The organism is Acanthopleuribacter pedis (assembly GCF_017377855.1).
Lineage (GTDB): Bacteria > Acidobacteriota > Holophagae > Acanthopleuribacterales > Acanthopleuribacteraceae > Acanthopleuribacter > Acanthopleuribacter pedis.
Genome location: NZ_JAFREP010000001.1, coordinates 439,077 through 461,180, shown reverse-complemented (window position 1 = coordinate 461,180; position 22,104 = coordinate 439,077). Strand labels below are relative to the sequence as shown.

13 protein-coding genes are annotated in these 22,104 nt (G+C 56.6%); 3 read left to right on the top strand and 10 right to left on the bottom strand.

All coding sequences use genetic code 11. The annotated features are described in order from the left end of the window. Positions 1–4: 4 nt before the first annotated feature. The 3 genes from J3U88_RS01600 to J3U88_RS01590 all read right to left on the bottom strand — a co-directional run bounded on the left by J3U88_RS01600 (position 5) and on the right by J3U88_RS01590 (position 5,867). A complete protein-coding gene (locus J3U88_RS01600) occupies positions 5–2,044 on the bottom strand; it encodes an ABC transporter substrate-binding protein (protein ID WP_207856367.1) in 2,040 nt (679 codons plus the stop codon). 178 nt (positions 2,045–2,222) lie between these two features. Beyond that, complete coding sequence (locus tag J3U88_RS01595) at positions 2,223–2,717, bottom strand: hypothetical protein (RefSeq protein ID WP_207856366.1); 495 nt, start codon at positions 2,715–2,717, stop codon at positions 2,223–2,225. A 24-nt stretch (positions 2,718–2,741) separates the two neighbouring features. Then, positions 2,742–5,867, bottom strand: coding sequence for a protein kinase domain-containing protein (locus J3U88_RS01590; RefSeq protein ID WP_207856365.1), 3,126 nt, complete (start codon positions 5,865–5,867; stop codon positions 2,742–2,744). A 1,147-nt stretch (positions 5,868–7,014) separates the two neighbouring features. Here J3U88_RS01590 and J3U88_RS01585 point away from each other — a divergent pair. Continuing rightward, entirely contained in the window at positions 7,015–7,755 is a 741-nt protein-coding gene (locus J3U88_RS01585) for a rhomboid family intramembrane serine protease (protein ID WP_207856364.1), read from the top strand. Between the two features lie 486 nt (positions 7,756–8,241). Next, positions 8,242–8,463 (top strand): MbtH family protein, encoded by a 222-nt coding sequence (locus J3U88_RS01580; protein WP_207856363.1) that lies wholly within the window; start codon positions 8,242–8,244, stop codon positions 8,461–8,463. Between the two features lie 111 nt (positions 8,464–8,574). On the opposite strand, the gene coaBC is transcribed toward J3U88_RS01580, so the two are convergent. The 6 genes from coaBC to lpxB all read right to left on the bottom strand — a co-directional run bounded on the left by coaBC (position 8,575) and on the right by lpxB (position 14,771). Beyond that, the gene (coaBC, locus tag J3U88_RS01575; RefSeq protein ID WP_207856362.1) at positions 8,575–9,807 is read right to left on the bottom strand and encodes a bifunctional phosphopantothenoylcysteine decarboxylase/phosphopantothenate--cysteine ligase CoaBC; all 1,233 of its coding nucleotides are present in this window, start codon (positions 9,805–9,807) and stop codon (positions 8,575–8,577) included. Positions 9,808–9,902: 95 nt separating this feature from the next. Next, on the bottom strand, positions 9,903–10,109 hold the full coding sequence (gene rpoZ / locus J3U88_RS01570; RefSeq protein ID WP_207856361.1) for a DNA-directed RNA polymerase subunit omega: 207 nt from the start codon (positions 10,107–10,109) through the stop codon (positions 9,903–9,905). Positions 10,110–10,235: 126 nt separating this feature from the next. Further along, a complete protein-coding gene (gene gmk, locus J3U88_RS01565; protein ID WP_207856360.1) occupies positions 10,236–10,856 on the bottom strand; it encodes a guanylate kinase in 621 nt (206 codons plus the stop codon). Positions 10,857–10,889: 33 nt separating this feature from the next. Continuing rightward, positions 10,890–11,777 carry a YicC/YloC family endoribonuclease gene (locus J3U88_RS01560; protein WP_207856359.1) on the bottom strand — a complete coding sequence of 296 codons (888 nt, stop codon included), beginning with the start codon at positions 11,775–11,777 and terminating at the stop codon, positions 10,890–10,892. Then, positions 11,767–13,644: an ABC transporter ATP-binding protein gene (locus J3U88_RS01555; RefSeq protein ID WP_207856358.1), complete on the bottom strand. Its 1,878-nt coding sequence runs from the start codon at positions 13,642–13,644 to the stop codon at positions 11,767–11,769. The genes J3U88_RS01560 and J3U88_RS01555 overlap by 11 nt, the downstream gene beginning before the upstream one ends. Further along, positions 13,641–14,771, bottom strand: a complete 1,131-nt coding sequence (lpxB, locus tag J3U88_RS01550) for a lipid-A-disaccharide synthase (RefSeq protein WP_207856357.1) — start codon at positions 14,769–14,771, stop codon at positions 13,641–13,643. The genes J3U88_RS01555 and lpxB overlap by 4 nt, the downstream gene beginning before the upstream one ends. Positions 14,772–15,296: 525 nt before the next feature. On the opposite strand from lpxB, the gene J3U88_RS01545 reads away from it, so the two are divergent. Next, entirely contained in the window at positions 15,297–15,725 is a 429-nt protein-coding gene (locus J3U88_RS01545) for a hypothetical protein (RefSeq protein WP_207856356.1), read from the top strand. Between the two features lie 117 nt (positions 15,726–15,842). On the opposite strand, the gene J3U88_RS34910 is transcribed toward J3U88_RS01545, so the two are convergent. Beyond that, positions 15,843–22,103 (bottom strand): BamA/TamA family outer membrane protein, encoded by a 6,261-nt coding sequence (locus tag J3U88_RS34910; RefSeq protein WP_207856355.1) that lies wholly within the window; start codon positions 22,101–22,103, stop codon positions 15,843–15,845. Position 22,104: the final 1 nt, after the last annotated feature.

Genomic DNA, 22,104 nt, shown 5'->3' with positions numbered 1-22,104 from the left:
TACCTCATTTGGTCAATCGAAAATCATCGATGTGTTGCAGCACGTTATAGGTTGAGGGACTGTTGTTGTTCTGGATCAACAGCGTGTTGGCGTTCACCATGTAGTTCGCCCGGAAGTCCCACAAGAACAAAGCAGGCGCTTCGTCGCGAATCATTGTGGCCAATTCCTGTTTCACGTTACGACGCTGTTCGTCACGCGCGGTCTGGTAGGTCTTGAACAAATCTTCAAACTTCGCCGCATTGGCTTCGGAGGGATAGAAGTTGAAGACGTTTTTGGACGGAGAATCGGGGTTGTACATGTCGATATCGGTATTGCTCGACTGGTACAAACGAATCAGCGCGAAATGCCAATCCTTGGTTTGCTTGAGTTCCTTGTAGAAGTCGACGCGGCTCAAGCTGCTGGCGTGGGGATCGGAAATCTGAACACCGAAAGAGCGAAGCTGGTTCACCACCTCAACCAGAAGGTTGCGGTCGCGAGAATCGATCACTTTTTCGAAAATGAGTTTAAAGGTCAGTTGCTTACCGGATTTATCAACCCATGCAGCACCTTTTTTAGTGTAGCCGGCTTCTTGAAGCAGTTGCCCCGCTTTCTCGCGGTTGTTGGTCAGCTTCACGATTTTCATCTTGTCGCGGGTATCGGCGGACGTGAGCGGGCTGTGCATGATGTTGGAGTTTTCCGGGGCTTGACCCACGTGCAAGTCTTCCTTAGAAAGCGCGTAATTCAGGGCCAACCGAACGCGGTAATCGGACAACGGATTCTTTTTCCCATCAATGGTCTCTTGGCAGTTCAGCGCGATCATTTCGATTTGACTGCCTTTGGTGTACAGCTTGTCGACGGTTTCACTGGTGATGTGTTTGGACAAGCTGGGTGACACGTTCATGATCATGTCGATGGCACCGGATTGGAAACCACTGCGGATGGAAGCAATATCGTTGCCCGCCTGACGGGTGAAGTGAACGGATTGAACCGAAAATTCGGCGCGGTCTTTGCCTTTAACCCGTGACTTCTCACGTTTCAGCGCGATGAAATCGTTGGCGCGTTCTTGAATGGAGAACTTGTAAGAGGTTTGCGGTGAACCCCAAAAAATGTTGCTGTTTTTCATGCCGGAATCGAGTTGGCGGAACAAAAGGGGCAACTGGGCAAACGCCTTGAGGCCGGAAGTATCGGGGTTTTTGTCGGCAGGCAAAAAGACGGAGGCGGCCAGACCATTGTTGATGGGTTCAATGTCAATGACCGAAAAGTCTTTGAGCAGGTCGGGGAACAAGGTTTTGTAAACGTAAAAACTGTAGGCGACTTCGCCCAAGTTCAAATTACGGAAGATGTTCCCTTTGAAGCGGTCGACCTTGGTGGTTTCGAGAAGAATCCGGTAGGTGCCTTCGCCGCGATCTTGGAATTTGTTGCCGTCACCCCAGTCAACCAACAAATCATCAATCTTCAGGTAATTGGCGGGTTTGGCCAACATGCCTTTGGCCTCGTGGTGGCTGCTGCTGTCGACGAACTTTTTGGCTTTCATGTCGAACAGGGCAATGTGTTCCTTGGCAAAACGCGCGGGCAGGATTTTGAAATCCAACTGCTGCTTCAGCGTTTTGGTGTCGGGCGGCGTCCGCAACAACACTTCGAACTTTTCTTCGCCGTCGACACGGAAGCCACGTACATAGTTGGCGGTATAAGTGTTGTTACTCGCCTTGTTGGCATTGAGATAGTAAAAGGTAAAGCGCACGTCCTCGGGACGCACAAAATCACGGTACTCGGGCATCCAGCGCACGAACCGGTCGGTCACCTCGAGCGGGCGATTCAGAGAAGCGGGGGAGGCGCCTTCAAGCAAAGTGGCGTAACTGGGGCGTGTGCCACCGCCGGCATCGACGTAAATTGAGTCGAACAACACGTTAAGCAGTGATTCGGCTTCAATCCCGTCATTGTAATAGGGGTTCAGCGTGGTGACCGGTTTCAAGAGGGCCACATTCAATCGGGTTTTTTCATCCTGAGCATTCAAAACGCAGCCGAAAGCGGCCACGACAACCCATACAGGGATCATCCAACGCATAATAAGAATCTCCAGACAATGGAAAGTGGAAAGGTCTTAGGGGCAGGGAGTGCCGGAGACACGGCTGCGTTCGCGAGGGGGGCTTTTCGCAAACGCTCCCTTAAAAAGTCGGCAACCCTTGCTTTCGGTTCAGGTGAACACGGCAAGGGCAACCAAAGATGTATCAAGGGGTAAGGCGTTAATTAATGCGGGTTTTCTGGTGGGTATCTTCCGGTGCAACCGGATCACCTTCAAAGATCCGACCGGTTCCCCAACTCGCATCGTACTCAGGTTTGGTTTCCCGAATGTCGAACATGACCGCGAGCGTTTCTTCTTTGCCTTCCCATTTCTTGGGTTCCAAACGAACGGTCACGTCAAGGCGGCTTGCCTCGGGACCTTCTTTGCCGGCCGTGGCTTGATCCACTTGAGATTTACTGAGGCTAAAGCGCAGTTCTTTAAGCGGTTCGGACGATTGACGGGTGTCAACACGACGGCCTTCCACAAGAATGTGGATGTTTTTGTCTTTAAACTTGCTGGGAAAATCCCCATACATGCGAATGACGAAGTTATAGTCGCCGCTACCACCACCGCCGGAACGGCTCGCATTCGTGTTGGGTCCACTCGTTGGGCCACAAGATACGAAAAGCGACAAGAGACAGATCGTGGTCAACAAGGCTGTATATCGTTTCAACATGGTTCATCTCTCCATAAGAGGGTGTTAGTTGGTTGTTTGTGTTTCCAGTTTTTGTTGGATCTCGCGTAAGCGACCGTATTTGTCAGGGTTACTGTTCAAAACCTCGGCCTGGATGTCGTCGAGCCAGTTGTAGGTTTTGAGTGTTTGTTTCACCATCGACCGTTTTTGAGGGCCGGTCCGCTCTTCAGACAATTCATAAAAAGCGGTAATGCGGTAGTAGTAAAACAAAAACTTCCAGTTGGATTCCTTCCGGCCGGTACTCAAAGTATTGAACTGTTTCACCACATCCTGGTTACGGCAAATGCGCGCAATCATCAGGTAGTCGGGTTTGTCAATCGCCGACAGGCAACGCAGGTAATCAAGCACATAATTGGGTTTGATCGCCATCCGTTCCCATTGATTGGCATGGGAAAACAACTGACCCAACAATTCGTTGGACGCTGCCCAATCCCCTTCGTCAATGTGGTACTGCGCCAACCAGTAACGCGGCATGAAGAATTCATAACCTTTGGTGGGGTCGCTCACTTTTTGAACGGCGGCCGCCAACGCCTCTTGGTTCTTCTTCAGGAACAGGTCGCGGTAGTACACGTTGGGATCCGTGGAAATGTCAAAAACAAAACGGTTACGACGGGTAACCGTATAGGTTTCCGAGTGGCTGAGCGTTTTACTCTGGTAGGTAAAGAAGTAGGTCCCTTCCAGTAAATTTTCCGTTTTACCCGGCTGGGTTACTTTCTTGAAGCGCGTCCCTTCCTGGCTGATCAAGATGCTGCCCTCGGTGGTTTCCGCTTCGTTTATGCGCACTTTAAAGGAGATGGGGAATTCCCGCTTGCGCAGGGTGAAGTTAACCCGGTAGGCGTCTTTAAACAAACCCGCCGAACCTTGAACATCAAAGGAAACCCGTTTCTTGGCGGGCAGCTTCACCGAGGCAATCCCGCGAGAGTTAGAACGAACAGTTTTGGACTTGCCGTCCCAGTTGAAGGTCACCCGGCTGCCGGGGATAAAGTTCCCATCCTCATCACGCACGACCAAGGTGTAATCCACCAGGCCGGAAGCCTCGGGCAAATCGATGGGCTCGTCGGCGAATGTGTTCTCCGCCACACGGGTCGGCGCGGGTTCCGGCTTCGGCTCGGGCTTGGGTTTAACCGGCTCGGGCTTGGGCTCACTCACCTTGGGTTCGGTTTTGGCAACCGCCTCGGTGCGGTCGGCAACCGGCTGATTCCGCGCGGTATTGGTCGCCGCGGCGGGTTTTGGCTGTGGCTTCGGCTCGGGTTTGGCAACCGGTTTCGGTTCGTCCTGTACCGGAGGTTGGTTGGCAGCTACCCGGGTCTCGGTTTGCTTCGGCTCTGGTTTCGGCTTCGGCGGTTCCTGTTTGGGTTGTGCCGCCGGTTTGGGCTCGTTTTTGGCCACGGTCGCCGCGGGTTTCGGCGTCGGCTTGGGTTCGGTTTTTGCCACGGCCGCGGGCTTGGGCTCGGTTTTGGCCGTGCTTGCCGCGGGTTTGGGTTCCGGCTTGGGCTCGGGACGCGTCACCGCGGGTTCATTTTTAGCAACGGCAGCTTCGCCACCACCGATTTGAACTTCAATTTCGTTGGAGCCGCCGACCTTCAAACCGTTTTCGTAAGCTTCTACTTTCACGTATTTGGTACCGGCGGTGTCAAAAGTCAGCTCCAGGCTGTTGTCGTCGCCGGGTTCCGTGATCACCCCGTCGTCGGGATCCACGCTCACCTTGAATTCGGTGTCACCGGCCAAGGAACCGGGGTTCCAGGTCAAACGAACAGGCTCACCCACAACACCCTCGGCACTGGGTTCGTCCAGATCGAATTCAACAAAGGCCGCTTGGCCCTGGCCGGGCTCAGTGGCCGGCGGGGGCGTTGGTTCGGTTGTTTGGGTATCGGCCACATTGCCGGTGGTGTCGGCCGGGGTATCGTCACCACCGCCGACAAACAAAAAGATCAGCCCGCCAATCAGCAACAGCGCCACCAGGGCGACAATCGGAATGATCGGCAAGCCGCCGCCACTTTTCTCTTCCTCTTTTTTGGGTTGCGCCGGTTTGGGCGTCTCAGCCCGTTTCGGCGCGGCGGGTGGAGCCTCCGCGGCGGGCAGCGGCTCGGGTTTCTTCGCCTTGGGCGGCGGAGTCGGGAGCGGTGGATTGTTCATCACCTGCGTTTTGTCGCCCACCCCGGGCGCGGGACCCGCGGCCGGCCGGCGCTTGGGTTCCGGGGTCTGGGTTACCTCGTTCACGAAATCCATGGGCAAGCGCATGGTTGATTCGGTGCGTTGCTCCGCGGCGGCGGCGCCGGCACTCGATTCGGCCGCTTGCTGCCAACCGGTAACCGCTTGGTTCAACGCGTTCGAGAACTCGGTACAGTTGGGATAACGTTTCTCCGGCTGCTTCGCCAAAGCCTTGCCAAGCAAGGTATCGAAGGCGCGGAAGCTGTCGTCTTTGAGGTACAGAAGAGGCGGCGCATCCTTCAGTTGTTTCATCAGCACCTCAAGGTGGGTGCTGCCTTGGAATGCAGGCTCACCGGCGATCAGGTGGTAAAACACCATGCCGACGGCGTAAATGTCGGTCACGCCCAACTCGGGCTCTTGGAACAAGTCGGGTTCAATCTGTTCCGGCGCGACATATTCACCGCTGCCGACCACCACGGTCTCCGAATCGCTGTGAATCCCTTCTAACAGCTTGGAAATACCGGCGTTGAGAATAGTAACCTTGGTCCCGTCGGCGGAAACGCAAATCGAATCAGGTTTGAGGTCGAGGTGCTGTACCTTTTTACCATGTAAGTAATTGAGGCCGGTAAGCACCTGACGAATGATATCGACCGATTCTTCAACCGGTGGGGCACCTTGCTTCAACAAATCGGTGAGCAGGTTGCCGTTAATCGCGGGGGATACCGCGTACAGGTAATCGTCCTCAACGAAAAAATCGCTGAAGGCTTGGATATTGGTATGGTTCAGACCCATTAAGCCGGCGGTCACCTGACGAAACTGTTCGCCGCCGGGCTGATAGGAGCTTTTGCCGTAGCTGAACTGTGACAAGGTCACAATCGCATTCGACTGCTGATCCTTGGCTTGGTAGAGGGCGCTTTTATCGCCACCACCAATGCGCTTCATAATGAGGTACTTTTTATTATTGAGGGTCTCACCAATCATGATTTCACCAACACAAAAACGGGTTCTTTTCAACAGACTCAAACGGAATGAATAACCGGGCCCAGGCAAAGGAAAGCGTTTTAGGTACGAGCCAAACGCACGTTTTTCCTGGGAGAAACAGGCCCACGCTCGAGTGAAATCTCAGATGCGAACCGAGATTTTCGAAATCCTGGCTCGCCGCAAAGGGCAAAGGGATTCATTTTACTTACAGGACCTTATTCAATTTTCAGGGGATTGTAAAGTCGAAATGGTTGGGCAACGCGGCCTGCACGGGGTTCCTCATGGATTTCCAACAATGGGTGTAAGCGGTTTTTTTACCAAGGTTATCCTTCCCGATTTTCACCACATTTGCACCCATTCACACCGTAAAACCACGGGACATCCACCCAAAAAGTCGACTCCTTCCGATTTCTTCACCCATAGCGGGTTTACGTGAAAAACCCGTGAACGACTCACTTTTAATTTGTAAAAGAATCTTTACGACCCTAGCACGCCGGCCGACAGGATCCACCTTAGCGTGCTTCGTTCACAACGATTTCCCGACCTCAAAACAGCGTCGCCAATCAAACAACGAAGCGGCAAGAAGACGCAACCAATTGGGTCAGTAAGGGTAACAGAAAAAAGCAACCCGTTGCAAGAACCGCGCAAATTGTCATAACTCCGCCCTCACCGAATCCTTTCGCCGATAACTCCGTGAGCTACCCCACAAATACGGTCAAATTCGCCGACCGCCACAAAATATTGTATTTAATCCCAACCCACCACAATCTTTCACCAAACACCTTTTTAACCTGAACACCGGCATTCAGAGGTTTTACCAGTCAAATTTCAGCATCATCCGTCCATGGCGCAACACCCAAACGGGACACCAAAGCCGAATAGGCGTTGCTCCTCAGCAGCGCGATCACGCGCGGTGGTTTTGGCGAAACCTCTGGGCTGCAAAGGACGGTGAACATACTCACCGCACCCGGCCCACTTTTTCCAAGCCGTTTCGCTCCAGATTTTAGCCAAAACCCCTCACGCTTATCGCGCCGCTTAGGTTCAATGGTAAAATGCGTCCATTCAAGCCGGGCAACGCGCTTTCCCCACGGACGCATTCATTTATTTAATGAGCGGAAGCCTTTGCCGCCCGACAAACCGAGGCACCATGATTCGATTCACCGACAGCTATCGCGTTCCAGGAAAAGTACGCGCCACTTGGGTCCTGCTCATGCTCAATGTGCTTGCCTTTTACGTCACCCATTTCGCCATGGGCCCAGATCCCTACCCTGTCTTTTTCGCGGGCGCCGTCATCCCGGCTGAGTTGTTCGCGCCGGAAACCCTGGCCGCGGCAACCCCGCTTGATCCGGCCACCCGCGCCCCGGCCGTGCTCGCGCTGTTCTGGGGTATGTTCCTCCACGCCGACCTCTTCCACCTCCTCACCAACATGCTTTTTTTCACCCTCATCGCGCCCAACCTTGAGGCAAGCATGGGCTGGAAGCGATTCCTGCTGTATTACTTCAGCTGCGGCGCGGTCGGCACCTTGTGCCAAGTGCTGTATGACACCAGCTCCGTGGCGCCCATCATCGGCGCCAGCGGTGCGATCAGCGGCCTGCTCGGCGGCTACCTCATCCTCTTCGGCCATCACGATTTCCGCTTCACCATTGGGAAATTCCGCGGCAACAACTACCGCGACCACATCATCCCGTACAAAGGCCTGCTCGCCATGTGGCTGCTCGGCCAATTCCTGGGGTTCATCACCCAGCTGGGAAGCACCGCCACCCAACAAATCGCCTTCATGACCCACATCGGCGGTTTTGTCGCGGGCCTGCTCCTCGCCCACGGTCGCGGCGGAGGCGGGTTGCGACGCGGCAAGTTTCGCGTGTTCAAAGGCGGCAAGGCCGCCTGATGGTCGACGGCGGTGCAAAGGCACGCTGTTTTTGCTCCTGGGTTAGCCCCCCCACTTTCGACGTACAGGTTTGATCGGACATCGATGGCCAAACAAACACAATCGCCAGTTCCAGGCGCCTTGGAACCGGCGCACACCGGACCACACGCCGGCCGAACCATCCCCCATCTCATCGGTTAAAATTTTGTTGTTTTTGCGTTATCATGCTCGACAGATGGTCAGATCAAGCTTTACCTAAGAAACGCGACGCGGTGATTTTAGCGAAACCTCTGGGCTGCAACGGTGTGCGACATACACACCGCACCTAAGGGGTGCGGTTGTTCAACGCCGCTTTTCCCAAGCCATATCGCTCCAGACCTTTAGCGAAAACCCCTCGCGCTTATCGCACCGCTTAGGTAAAATGGCTTTTGTTTCTCAAGCAACGCCATTTTTCACGGTGTCCATTTTTTTCCCCAGGACCATCCGATTCACGTTAGGAGGACTTTCATGTCTGAAAGCGAAGACAACACCATCTACAAAGTGGTTTACAACCACGAGGAACAGTACTCTTACTGGCCTGCTGATCGCGAATTACCGCTCGGCTGGAACGACGCCGGCAAAGAGGGCTCCAAAACAGAATGCCTGGACTACATCCAGGAAGTTTGGACCGACATGCGCCCCCTGTCCCTGCGCAAGAAAATGAAAGAAATGGAAGCCGCCCAGGGCTAGATCACCCGTACGGCGAATACCGACCCATAGAAAATGGGCAAACCTGGACGCGGTCAAACCCGTCAAGGTTTGCCCGTGCATGTTTTAGGGAAGCCGGCGTATCGGAAAAAGTCATGACCGGTGCTGAAGCTCGTGCACCACGTACGCCACCAACTCACGGGCCAGGGCTTCTTTATCACGGGTTCCCAAATCATGTTGCACCCCGTGGCGGTTCAAGGCAATCAAGCGATTGCGATCCCCGGCAAAACCCAAACCGGCGGCGGCAACATCGTTGGCAAAAATAAAGTCGAGGTTTTTGTCGCGTATTTTTTTCGCCGCGTTTTCGAGGACGGAACCGGTCTCCGCGGCAAACCCCACCAAACACTGATCGGCGCGCTTGCGCTGCCCCAGGGTGGCTAAAATATCCTGAGTTCGATCCAAGTGGAGAGCACCGTCAAAGGCCGCTTTTTTAAGTTTTTCCGTGGACGGGCGCGGCCGGAAATCAGCGACCGCGGCGGCCATCACAATGATGTCGACATCGGGCTGACGCGACAACACCACGCTCGCCATGTCGGCGGCGGAACGCACCGGGCGCGCCTTGACCCGCGCGGGAACCGGCACATGAATCGGGCCATGCACGACTTCAACCTCGGCACCGGCATCGCGAAAGGCCGCGGCAACAGCCAAGCCCATTTTGCCGCTGCTGCGGTTGGTTAAGAAACGTACCGGATCCACATCTTCCTGGGTCGGCCCGGCGCTAACCAAAACGCGTTTCCCCTCAAGAAAGGGATGCTTCGGCGCCAAGACCCAGCGAACATGATCTAAAATCGTGGCCGCTTCGGCCATCCGACCGGCGCCAACCTCACCACAAGCCAAGTCACCGGCCTCGCCCAGCACGACCTCGACCCCGTCGGCTTGAAGTTGCGCCATATTGCGCCGGGTAGCGGGGTGCTCCAACATCGCGGTGTTCATCGCCGGACAAACCATGGTTTTCCCGCGATGAGCTAGGTAGGTGCTGGTTAAGAAATTATCCGCCAAACCCCCGGCCATTTTGGCCATGGTATTGGCAGTCAGCGGGGCGACCAACAACAACTCACACTTGCGAATCAAATCGATATGGTCAATGCCACCGTCCGCAAAACCGGCAGTCGCCATACGGACGGGATGCCCTGACAAAGTCTGAAAAGTAAGCGGGGCAACAAACTCGGTCGCCCAACGGGTCATGATCGGGTAAACGGTATGACCGGCGCCGACCAGTAAACGCACCAGTTCGGCGGCCTTGTATGCAGCAATGCCGCCGGTGATACCCAGCGCAATCGAAGCGCGCTCCCCAACAATCTCGGAGGCTTGGAAATCAGCGAGCACAGGGGCTCCTTTACAGCGAAACGACAAAGGGTCGCTCGCATCGGCGCACAAACAATCAGATCACCAAACCAGAGCCGCTCCAAGCGGCCCCGGGTTTAGTATGCTTGGTGTTCTTTTTCGAGCAAACCCTTGGGATGGAAAGACAAGGTGCCTGAAGAGGCTTCACGCATCGCAATCGTGGTCATCTTTTGGTTTTCAACATTCTCAACACGGGGTGCGGCGCCACGTTGCAATTGGGATACGCGCTGGCCGGCCAAAACGATTAAGCGGTACTTCGAGCCAATATTATCAGGTACGTGCATGAACATCTCCACATGAATTCGGGGTTGTCGCCGGGAATGGGGTCCATGCGCCGGTGACGGAGGTGCGGTCGCGCCCGGCGAAAGGGAATCTTTCACCAGGCGCAAACCATGATTTTAACGGCTGACCTAAAAATGATCAAGTAACTCCGCCGCCAAACCGCGGCGGCGAAAAAGACGCAAGCGGTCGGCGGCAACAATGGTGCGCAGCTCGTCATAACAACGGTCCAGGTCATCATTCACCAGCAAAAAGTCAAACTGCTCCATTTGTTCCATTTCACCGCGCGCATTTTTCAACCGACGCTCAATAACCGCCGCACTGTCTTTGCCGCGAGCCTCTAGCCGAGCACGCAACGCGGCAACATTGGGCGGCGCCACAAAAATCGCCACGACGGATTCCATTTGCCGCTTTAAATTAATCGCGCCCTGGACGTCCACATCAAGCAAAACATCTTCACCGGCACGCAACTGCTCGACGATGTGTGCGCGCGAGGTACCGTAGCAATTGGCGTGCACCTCGGCCCATTCTAAAAAGGCGCCTTCTTTGATCATGGCCTCAAAGCGGGCACGATCAATAAAAAAGTAATCCTTGCCGTCAACCTCACCATGACGCGGGGCACGGGTGGTGTAACTGACACTAAAGGATAGATGCGGGTCTTCATCAATAAGCCTGCGCAACAGCGTCGATTTCCCGGCACCGGACGGACCAATCATCATGTAAAGGTTTCCGGGATAAGTATGTGAACGCAAAACATTCTCCTTGCTCGGGTTCCCCCGAACCCATCACTCCACGTTAAGGACCTGCTCACGAATTTTTTCGTAGGTCGTCTTCAACGCCACCACCATGTCCGCGATCTCTTTGTGCTTGGCTTTGTTGCCGATGGTGGTGACCTCGCGCATTTGCTCCTGCAACAAAAACTCCAACTCTTTACCCATCGGCCGCTTATCGCTTTTGATCAAGGCGGTCGTGGTTTTGAGGTGGGCACCCAAACGGGTGATTTCCTCGGTGACATCGAGTCGGTCGGCGTAATAAACCACTTCCTGGCCCAAGCGGTTTTCATCCAAATTGGTATCTTCCAGCAACAGCTTCACGCGTTTGGTGATCTGCTCACGCAACACATCGCGCCGGGCGTCCATCAGGTCCGCCAAGGCCTCAACCTGCTTTTCAATCTTGGCAAGGGACTCCAGAAAAAAAGGCTCCAGGTTGGCGCCTTCCTTGCGCCGCGAGGCTTCCAAACGACCCACGGCCTCGGTCACGGTTTGACGAATCGCCTGCTCGAAGGCTTCCGGTAAACGGAATCCGGTCCGCTGGGTAACGGTCAGATCACTCATGCGAATCAGGGTATTTAACTCCAACGCGCCTTCTACCGGGTAGTTGCCTTTAATTTGCTCGGCCAACTGAACAAGCTGCTTCATGCGCGAGCGATTGAGCGGGGTCGGCGGCAAGGCGTCGGGATCGCGAATTTCGATCTCGCAAAACACATCAATCCGCCCGCGGAAGAGGCTTTTTTTGAGCATCCGCCGCAATTCACCTTCCAGGTACATAAAATCAAAGGGCAATTTCAAATTGATATCCAACCCTTTGTTGTTTACCGATTTAATACGAAAACCGGCGCGCAGATCGTCGTTTTCTACAACGGCCTCGCCATAACCCGTCATGCTATAAAGCATCGCGTCCCTCCTCCTGTAATTGAATCAACTTGCGGTACAAACCGTTTTCCGCCAGCAAGGCGGCGTGATTGCCCCGCTCCACCACACGGCCCTCGTCCAAAACCAAAATCTGATCGGCCTTGCGAATGGTGGACAATCGGTGCGCAATGACCAGGGTCGTCCGCTCATCCATCAACGCATCCAAGGCTTGCTGCACCTCGCGCTCGCTTTCGGTATCCAGCGCGGAAGTGGCCTCGTCGAGAATCAACACGGGCGCGTCCTTGAGAATAGCACGCGCGATGGAAATCCGCTGCCGCTGGCCGCCGGAGAGTCGCGAACCCGACTCGCCGATGACGGTTTCGTAACCCTCGGGCAGACGCTCGATAAATTCGTGGGCGAAGGCCTTGCGGGCGGCGGCGATTACGTCCTCGCGAGGCACGTCGGGCATGCCGTAGGCGATGTTGTTGTGAATGCTGTCGTCAAATAAAACGGTGTCCTGGGTAACCAGGGCGAACAGGGCGCGCAAATCACTTTTCGATACATCGCGGATGTCCACGCCATTGATGACAATCGCCCCCCGGCTGACATCATAAAAACGCGGTAACAGCTTGGCCAGGGTAGACTTACCACTACCCGAGGCACCCACCAGCGCGATGACCCGACCGCGGCCGACCTCAAAAGCGACCTCATCCAGCACCCAAGCGCGATCCTCGTTTTCTTCTTCACCTGAATCGCTGTAACGGAACGAGACATCCTCGAAACGAATGGAGGACACGACGGGCGCATTGGGCACCGGTCGCGGCCGCGCGGGCTCGGGAATGTCGTTGTTCCACTGCAATATTTCGTCAAGGCGCGGCAGAACCCCGACAGCCTGCTGGATGTCGCTGTTGGCGCGCGCCATGCGTTTGATCGGTTGATACAGCTGGTAAACGCACAACAAATAAAACAGGAAATCGCCCTGGTTCATCTCACCGCTTTGAATGATGAAGCTGCCGTAACACACGAAGGAAACCACCACGGCCATGCCGATCAGGCCCATGACCGGGGTGGTCACGGCCATAATGCGCAATTCGCGCAAGGCGTATTTCAAAAACTTCTGGTTGAGTTCCCGCAATTTGCCCGCCTCAAAGGCCTCGCGCCGGAAACCTTTGACGATTTGCACGCCTACTAAGACTTCCTTAAGGTGGGCGGTCAAATGCCCAAGGTAGGACTGAGATTGGCGCGAATATTTGCGAATCTTGCGCGAGAAAATCGAGACCGGCAAACCCACTAAGGGCACCAACACAAACAGGGTGGTCGACAGCTTCCAATTTAGGGCGAAAACCACGATCACAAACACCACGACGTTGGCCGATTCCTTGATCATCTCGCCGGCCTTAACCGAAATCGCCTGCTGGACCCGCAACACATCGGTGTTAACGCGCGCGATTAAGTCGCCGGTGCTGTAATGCTTGAAAAAGTTCATGGACAGCGCCATCATTTTTTCGGTCAAATCCTGGCGCAACCCGACGACCACCATCAACCCGATGCGGCCCATGGTGTAGGTACCCAAGTAGTTGAAGAAGGCCTGGGTCAAAAACACCAGAATCGCCATGATCGACCATGGGATCGGGTTCACCAAAGCTTCGTCCTTGGCTTTCCCCAATTGGTCCAGCGGAATGCCGATCCCTTTCAACGCCTGCTCGATATCTTCCATCCGCTCGCGGTAACCAAACATCTTATCGGCCTGGCTTTCAACGGTGCCGGCCTGTTCGGTCATGACGTTGTTCATCAAGGAGCTGACCAAACCGGTCAGCGCCGAGTTGGCCACGGCCCCCAGGACCAAGGCCGCCACGGCAAGAAAGAAAATACCGCGGTAAGGAATGAGAAGCGCGATCAGTTTTTTCAAATCAAATAATCCTTCACCACGGCGGCGGCCCGATTCGCGGCACCACCCCCACCAAGCGCCTCCGGCAAACGCGCCAGCTCGGCCTCAACCTCGCGACGATGGGCCGCGTCTTCCAGCAAGGGTTCCAGCTCGGTCCAAATGGTATCCGGGTTAAACGCGTCCTGAATCAACTCAGGAACGACACGACGACCCAACACAATGTTGACCAGGGCAATGTTGTCCAACTGCACCAAACGCTTGGCAAGCGCGTAACTAAGTCGCTGTAAGCGGTAGCCGACGATCATGGGCGTGCCGAGCAAGCCGGTTTCGAGGGTGGCGGTGCCGGAAGCCACCACGGCGGCGTCGGCATGGCGGATCAGTGGCCGCATCTTACCAGGCAAAATCGGGATCTGCACCCCGGCCTCGGCCATGAGTTGTTTCATCAAGCCGGTATCGATGGTGGGTGCGGCCGGAATCGCAAATTGATAGCGATCCCCTTTGGCCTTGGCAACATCCAACATGGTCGGCAGCAGGCTTTTGACTTCTTTACGACGGGAACCAGGCGCCAAGGCCACCAAGGGCCGAGACGGGTCCAAACCTTCCTCGGCAAGGAAAGCCGCCCGCGAGGTGTCACAGGTTACTTCGTCAACGAGGGGATGACCGACCCAGGTCGTTTTCAAGCCGTATTGGTGGTAAATCTCGGTTTCAAAACGAAAAAGCACCATCATGTGGTCGACCAGCTTGGCAATTTTCTTGGCGCGCCCCTTGCGCCAGGCCCAAACCTGGGGAGAAACGTAGTAGACAACGGGAATACCCAGGCCGCGCAAAGCTTTGGCGAAGCGCAGGTTAAAATCGGGGGCGTCAATCAGCACCACCACATCCGGCTGCCAGGTGCGCAGGTCTTCAACCAATTCCGCGAACATGGCGCGGAGGCGACTGAGCTGGGAAAGCACCTCAACCAGACCCATCACATTAAAATCACTGACGGCCCGCACCAAATGCATGCCCTCGGCCTTGAGCTTTTCGCCACCAACCCCGCGCACCTCAAGCCCAGGTACATTGGGTTTCAGGGCGGCCAAAAGCCGGGCACCGAGAAGGTCACCGCTGGATTCGGTTGTCAATAAGAAGAGTTTTTTTTGGGAAGCCAAGGGAGACCACCTTTTTACGCGTACCGGCAAAGAAGGGTGTAGGGCCGAGGAATACGGCGCTGCTTAGCCCGCGGTTCTCACAAGGAATCTGCTGCGAAGCCGAAACCCATGCGATTACGAGGGGGCGGCCATCCGCCTTACTCGGTCGAGCCGCCTTCGCCTCAGCTGCTACGCCGAAAGGTCGGACCCCTGTGCCGTCCCTCGGTCGGAATCTTTGTACTCACAAGGCTTTCAGCTTCTCGCGACGAATCCTTGTGAGAACCGCGGGCTTAGGACCCAAGGTTTTACCACAAAAGCGTGAGGGGACGAAGTTCTAACCGTGGCCTGAGCCGTCATGGATCGGGTCTTTTTTGCCGCGGACAGGCAATTTGAAGATTGCAAAAAGCCAACAAGCCGTGGACAATGAACGCGAATGGAACCATTACGCGGGAGGCATCAGTCGCGCCACCCCATTCCGGCTTATGTCCGAACCGGCCCGGTGCCGGAGGTGCGTCCGCACCCGATTAAGATGAGAGGAACCCCGTCATGAGCGCCGCATACTACATCGTGCTAGACCAAGAGGACCCCGGCTTCGACTCTTTTGTGAACGGCAAAGCCCTGGCGAGGGCCTCGGAAGAACTTGAGGCGCTCACCCAAGCGTTGGGGATTAGCACCTTTGAAGATTGGTTCGGTGACCCGGAAAGCGATTACGTGGGCGACGGTGGCGATTACGACGAGAGCGATGACGACGACGATTTCGGGATGGAAGAGTCGGAAGACCGCCCGATTAGCGGTACTTGGTTTGAACCGGTGGAAGGGATTAACTGGTTACAAACCTTGATCGCCCACCTGGAAGAGGAAGAGGCGGCGGTGGAGAACCAGGAAAACATCACCGACGAGCTCAATGAGTTTTTAGAAGTCCTGGAACAGGCCGAGGCGTCGGGCGCACGCTGGCACCTCCAAATCGACGGTTAGATTCGGTTTTTAACCCAGGCCGGATCACCACCCAAACGGACATGGCGGCGGTGGGCGTGTACCGCCATCCAAAAGCGCGGCATTTTGTTCGGCGGCGCACGCGCCGGATCACCCGTGCTAAAAAGTACGCCCGAACCGGAAGGTGAACTCTTGCAACGCACGTTCCCTGGCGAATTCCTGGTCGTCGGGGGTGATGTTGGTTGAATCGTCCAAAACCCGTTGCAGCGCGTCGTCGTAAATCGGCCGCGCCCAATCGAACCGGAAATAACCAATCGGCGAATCAATGCCTAAGCCGAAACCACCCGTCACCGCCGGGCTGAAATCAAACATCTCGTCGTACTTGTTCCACACCCAACCCGTATCCACGAAACCGGCCACCTCGATCCAATACCAATTGGTGTGGTACGTCAGTTCCTCGCTCATGAAAAACATGGCATCGCCACCCAGGCCGCGGAAGGTTGGCGGCGACAAAATCGTTACGCCGTCCTCGTCCAAGGTCGCGCTTAATTCCTTGCCGATCGGACCCGCGAACTCTTGATCAAAGCCGCGCATCGTGGTCGAACCCCCCAGGAAAAAGACCGTGTCCACCTCGCTGCCGCTGCCCGTGCCGCCGCCCGAAACTTCCAAGTCCTGCGTGCGCCGGTAAATGCCCGACTCCAAACGGTGGGTCCACAACCACTTGTTCCACGACTGGAAACGGCTCATTTTGCCCAGCCAACGCGTGCCCTCCACCGCCTCGTCGGTGCCGAATCCGTCAATCGAATGCTCCACCGCCAACGACAACAACAAGCCGGAACGCGGCTTGGTCGGGTTGTCCAAGGTGCGGTAGACCCAGGTCAAATTGATCGGCAACGCGTCCACCGCAAATTCGTTTTCCGTGCTCAGCAACAGGTTGGCCGGGTCACTGTTGGGTTTGCCCTCGTCGTCCGGGCCGAAGACCTCGCTAATGTCGTTTAAAGTCGAGCGGCGCATGCGCACCCCGGCACTGACTTCCTGGGTCTCGGTTAATTTGTAAATCGCTTCCAGCGAACCCTCGGTAATGGTTTCGAACTGTTGCGAGCGGCGCCGTTGCCCAAAGAAGTCGTCGTCCTCCACCTGGGTGAAAATCGGCTCCTTGTTGTCGGTCCAGCGCCCGCTCAATTGAAAATCCACCGGCAACCACCACAAACGGCGCAGGCGAACCTGGGTCAGTAAATCATCAATGCGGTTGTTGTGCTCCGCCCGCATCGAAAAGCGGTCCAACCGCTTCAAGAACATGTTGTCGCTAAACTGAATCGCGTAACCGGCTTTGTTGCGTTCGTCGTAGTTCACTTCCAAACCCGCGCTGTAGCGGTTGCGCTCCCGCAAAAACAACTTGGCATGCTCGCCCTGGGTCTCCAAACGCACCATGCGGAAGGCGCCGGTTTCATTCAGCCGGTTCTGGGCGTCGATCAGCTTTTTCTTGGTGATGCTGTCGCGGTAACCCACAAATCGGTTGAGGTTCTTGTCGCTAATGCGACCCTCGTTGGCAATCGCCAAATCATCGTATTGGATTTCGACCGGCGCGCTGTACATCACGTTGATCGCGATGTTGCCGTCCTGGGGAATGGGTTTCACGCGTGCGTTTTTGTTGGGGAACAAATCTTGGGCAACGCGGGCCAGGAAGCCGTACTCGAAGGGGCGACCCACCAAATTGGAACGCACCGGCTCGCCGTTTTTGTAGACCTCCACCAAAATGCCGCGCTGACCGGGATCAACCGGAATGCGGTAATGGGTCATGTCCACGAAATCGCCGCGGCTGATGTTCACGTTTAAGTAGCCGCGCGCGGCCAGGATCGCGCGCAGGCGGTCACGCGCGCTGCTTTCCGAGGACAGCCAATCCAACATGAACTGGTTGACCCAGTCCTTGTCCTTCAACAGATCTTCTAAAATTGGCGTCGCCTCACCGAAGGTTAAACCGATGTTGTTGATCTTCTGGCTGGTAAACAGCTCGACCACAAACCCGCTGTCGGTTTTGGCCACGTTGGCAAAGGCGCTGGGGTACCCCTCGGCGGCGGCCATGCGCTCGATCAAATCCGCAATCATGCGTTTGTCGGTTTCTTCATCGCGACCCAGGCGGCGCATGATGCGCCGTAATTTGTCTTCTGAGAGCTTAAACTCGGTTTGGGCGAAACCCGTTTCCTCCAGCTTGATGTCGACGCGGTCGCCCAAGTCAACGATCACTTCCAGACGATGGTTGTCGTACTCGCCCTCAATCTCCGGGGTCAAGTAACCGCGTTCCCGTGCCCGCCTACGCAGATCCACCTCGGCGTGGCGCCAGCGGGTCGGCGTGTACTCGTCCTCTTCGCTGAGACGGAACTTGCGACGCACCCAACGAGGCAGGTCGCCCGGGGTGAAGTCACGGTCGCGGATGATCTCGGGTCGTTTGCCCTCGTGGTAGCCGAACGAACGCTGGTGACGCAGCGAGGTGGTCAGGGTGTCTTCCTGGCTAATAAAATTCACGTAGGAATCGTATTTAGGGCCGAGTTGCAGTTCAAACCGCTGTTTGCCGGCGCCGTCCTGTAAGGGATAGGCGTAGCGGGTAATCACGCGGCGCGCCAAGGGCCGGCTCACCACCAGGGTGAAACTACTGTTGAACAAGGTTTGGCTCGACTCGCTCTCCAAACTGATCAAGGACGAAACCTGGCCCACCAGGAAGTTGGAGATGAGGCCGGCCAGGTTGCCGCCGTCCAGGTTTTGGCTCACTTCGCTGGCATAACTGATCAGGTTGATCGGGGTGTGGCCGGTCAGGGTTTCGTAATCCATGTAAAGCTGGAGGTAGGGATCGTTGGGGCGCGAGGCCTCAAACTGGATCTGACTGTCGCGGAAGGCAATCGACTCCTTGCCCAGGGAAACCACGCTGCCTTCATTAATAAAGACCTGGCCTTCCAACACGATGGGTTCGGCGAGGTTACCGCCGACCACCACGGCCGGGACCTCTAGTTCGACGAAACCCAGGTCGGTGTCGATGGTGATCGGCTGGGTGGCCTGCACCACCACCAACAAGTCGATGTCCTCAAGGAAGGGATCGGGGAAGTACAGTTCCTCACCCGCGTTGAGTTGGTCCTCGATCAGGGTTTTCAAGCCGAGGTCGGGAACGAGCAGGCTTTTGTCGAGGCGCACGGTGCCGTTGATCTGGTTGACGTTGGGTGCGTATTGCCATTGCAGGTAGTTGGTCATTTTGATTTGGTAATCGGCCTCGGTAAGCGAGACATCGGTCAGGGCGATGCCGATGCGGACCTGAGCACCGTCCTCGGCGAGCGGTTGCAGGTGGCCGTCGAGGCTCAAGGTGCCGCCGTTGAGGTTGCTTACGCCGCGCGTGATCGTAAAGGACCAATTGGGGCCGCTTTCCATTTCCAGCACCAAATCTTCGATTTCCAGCCAGGGCTCCGTGTAAACCAACACTCCGGAGAGCTGTTCCAGGCGGAGTTTGATTTGGGGTTGCTCCGGTTGGTTGATCCAGTCCAGGGTGAGCTGGGAGCGGCCGCCGCCCGCGAAACCGCCCGCGAGCATGTCGAAATCGTTGGGGGTCAGTTCGGTGGTGAGCGTGAAACCTTCGCCGTTTTCGCGCACGTCCATGGGGATGCCGGCCAGTTCGATGCGACCGGGATCGAGGAAAATGCCTTCGGCGTAACGACCGGTGAGGTTGTAGATACGCAGGTTTTTTTCGGCGAGATCGGCGTCGAGTTCGTTGATTTCGAAGTCGATTTGTGGGTCTGACCCGTCGAGGCCGGCGTGGAGCGCGAGTTGCGCCCGGAAAATATTCAGTGAAAGGAACTCGGGCCAATCCTCGCCAAGGAAATCGACGATGCGCCGTGGGTCGCCGACGGCGATTTCAACAGGAACATAAACGGCTACGTCCGCGGGGGCCTCAAAATCGGGGACGGCCACCTCGACGCCGAGGTAGGTCAGCTTGGTGGGTTCCACCCGGAGCTTGCCGTCGTAACGTACGGTTACCGGTTCAAAAGTAAGCGGTTGCTCCATAAAGGACCAGGTGGCGCCGTCGAGGGTGAAGGCCCCACGAAGCTGTTCGAAGGTTGGGTCGGCTTGGGCGTGGAAGCTGCCGCCGAGGGTGTCGATCACCAGGTCTTGCGGCCAGGAGTCGCCCAACGTCGATTTAAGCGTGTCGATGTCGGCCAGTGAGAGCCTGCCGTCGATGCGCAAGCCGGTTTCTTCAACGCCGAGGACCAGATCGCGAAGGTTGACGCCGGCGATGTGAAGGGTGTCGAGGTTGCCGGCGACGCTGGGGGCGTTGGGATCGATGTCGAACCGGGCCGGTTGCGGGGTTTCCAGCGGGAATGCCATGGCGGCGACGGTTAAATCCTGGCGCGGGAGGCTGACGTCGGCTTGGAGTAGGTCTTGGTTGCCGCGCAGGTGGACGACGAATTGCGGGAGTTCTTGGTCGATCAAGGCTACGAAATCGGGGTTTTCGCGCCCAACGACCTGTAGATCGGTGTTCCAGGCGAGGCCGGCGTCGGGATTGTCGCCGAGCAAGGCTTCGAGAAAAAGGGTACTGTTGCCGTCAGCTTGGACGGCGGCGCTGCGCAGGGTGGTTTGTTGAAGCTGGAGCACCTGTTGCTCCAGGTGGAGCAGGGTGTCGAGTTTGGCAAGCGGTTGGCCGTTGTCGTTTCTAACGGCGACGTTGGTCGCGCCCTGTAAGTTTGGATTCAGCAGCGGGCCGGAACCGTTCGCAAATAGTGCGGTGTCGATTTGGTAGTCGGAAACGGGAAGCGCGAAGTGTTCAACGGCAATGGTGAGCTGATCCCAAACCTGTTGTTCCGGTTGTAGTTGGAACACGGCCATCGGTTGCTGCTGGGCGCCGGCGAGGGCGTGGAGCGTGCCGGCCAAACGTCGGTGGTCGCCGCCAAGGGAAAGGAAAAGGTCGTCGCGCCACAGATCGCCGAAGGACAGGTTTTGAATCGAGGCGGCGGCTTTCTCGATACGCCAGGTGACCGCGTCGCCGCCGGGGTCGAGGGTAAAGCGCTGAATGTTGAGCGCAATCGTTTCGGTACACAATTCATCGGGCAGGGTCACAAAGGGAGCCAGATCCTGAACGCCGGTGAGCGCAACGTCGGCGTCGATGCGCAATTTGTCGCTGTAACTGCCGCTGAAGTCGAGCCGGCTTTGGGGCGAGAGGCGACCGTTGCCCACAAATCCAAGGATACCGTTTTTAAGGCTGCCCTCGACGTTGAGGTTCAGGTTGGCACCCAAGGCGGCGAGTTTGATCGAGGCGGTTCCTTGTTGCGGGTCCTTGGTAGGCAATTTGAAACGGCCGTCGAGGTTGAGCTCACGCAGGTGGGGCACGTCGCGTACCAATTGATCGAGCCGGTTGAGCGCGAGCTTGAGCGTGCCCTGAACCTGTTGGTCGGGCAGGCGCAGGTCACTTTCGGCGCGACCCCAATCGCCGAGATCGAGCACGATCCGGGTTGGCATTTCCGCTTCGCGCCAGCCGGTTTCCGCGGTTAAGGAAAGTGGGATGGTGACGGTTGCCAATTGCTCCTGTTGCAGCGCGGCAGTGTCGTAGGCGGTGGTCAAGGTGGCTTTGAGCAGGCGGTCGTTCAGGCTACCCTGGAGCTGAACCGGGGCGACACCGCTCAGTTGCGGGGGAACCTGGTCCGCGGGTAACAGCGCTTTGAGCAGGGCGGGTTGGAGCGCGGCCTCGAAGGCCAGATCGGGCTCAAAGTCGGCTTTGATCGCGCCGGTGAGCGAGAGCTTTAGCTGTTCGTCTTCGCCGGTAAGGGTCAGGGCGAGGTCCTCGTACATGAGGAAATGGCGGCTTTTACCGCGCAAGTTAAACCGCAGCGGCGGGGTGGTGATATCGGCGGCGACGGCACTGGGAAACAGGCCGCTGCTTTCAAACTGGTCCTCGGCGTAATCGAAACGGAACTGGTTAAAGGCGGCGTTGATGGGGACGTTTTTATCGCGGAAACGGGTGTCGATGTCTTTGATTTCGAGGCGATCAATATCGATTAGCGGCGGCTTAAAGGGCGCGCTACTTTCGGGTTGGGGCGTGGGACTGCTCGCGAACAATTCGTCCGTGAGTGCGATGGTGCCGGTGTCAACCCGCAGGGCGTCGAGCGCGATGTGCTCCGCGCCGATCGCCATGTCGGCATTGACGTACACCTCGTTGATCGCGACCTCAAGACCGGGGCCGGACAGCCGTAACCCGGTGAGGGTCGCACTGAGGGCGAATAGGTTGACGCGCATCCCGTCCGCCTGGAAGGTGTAACCCGCGTCGGCGGCCAAGGCCTCGATTTCGTCAAGCACGAAATCCCCGAAGGTCGGCGTGTGGACGAAACCGAGGGTGAGGAGCAGAATGACGAGGAGGGTGGCGCCGAACCGAATCAGCTTTTTGCGCACG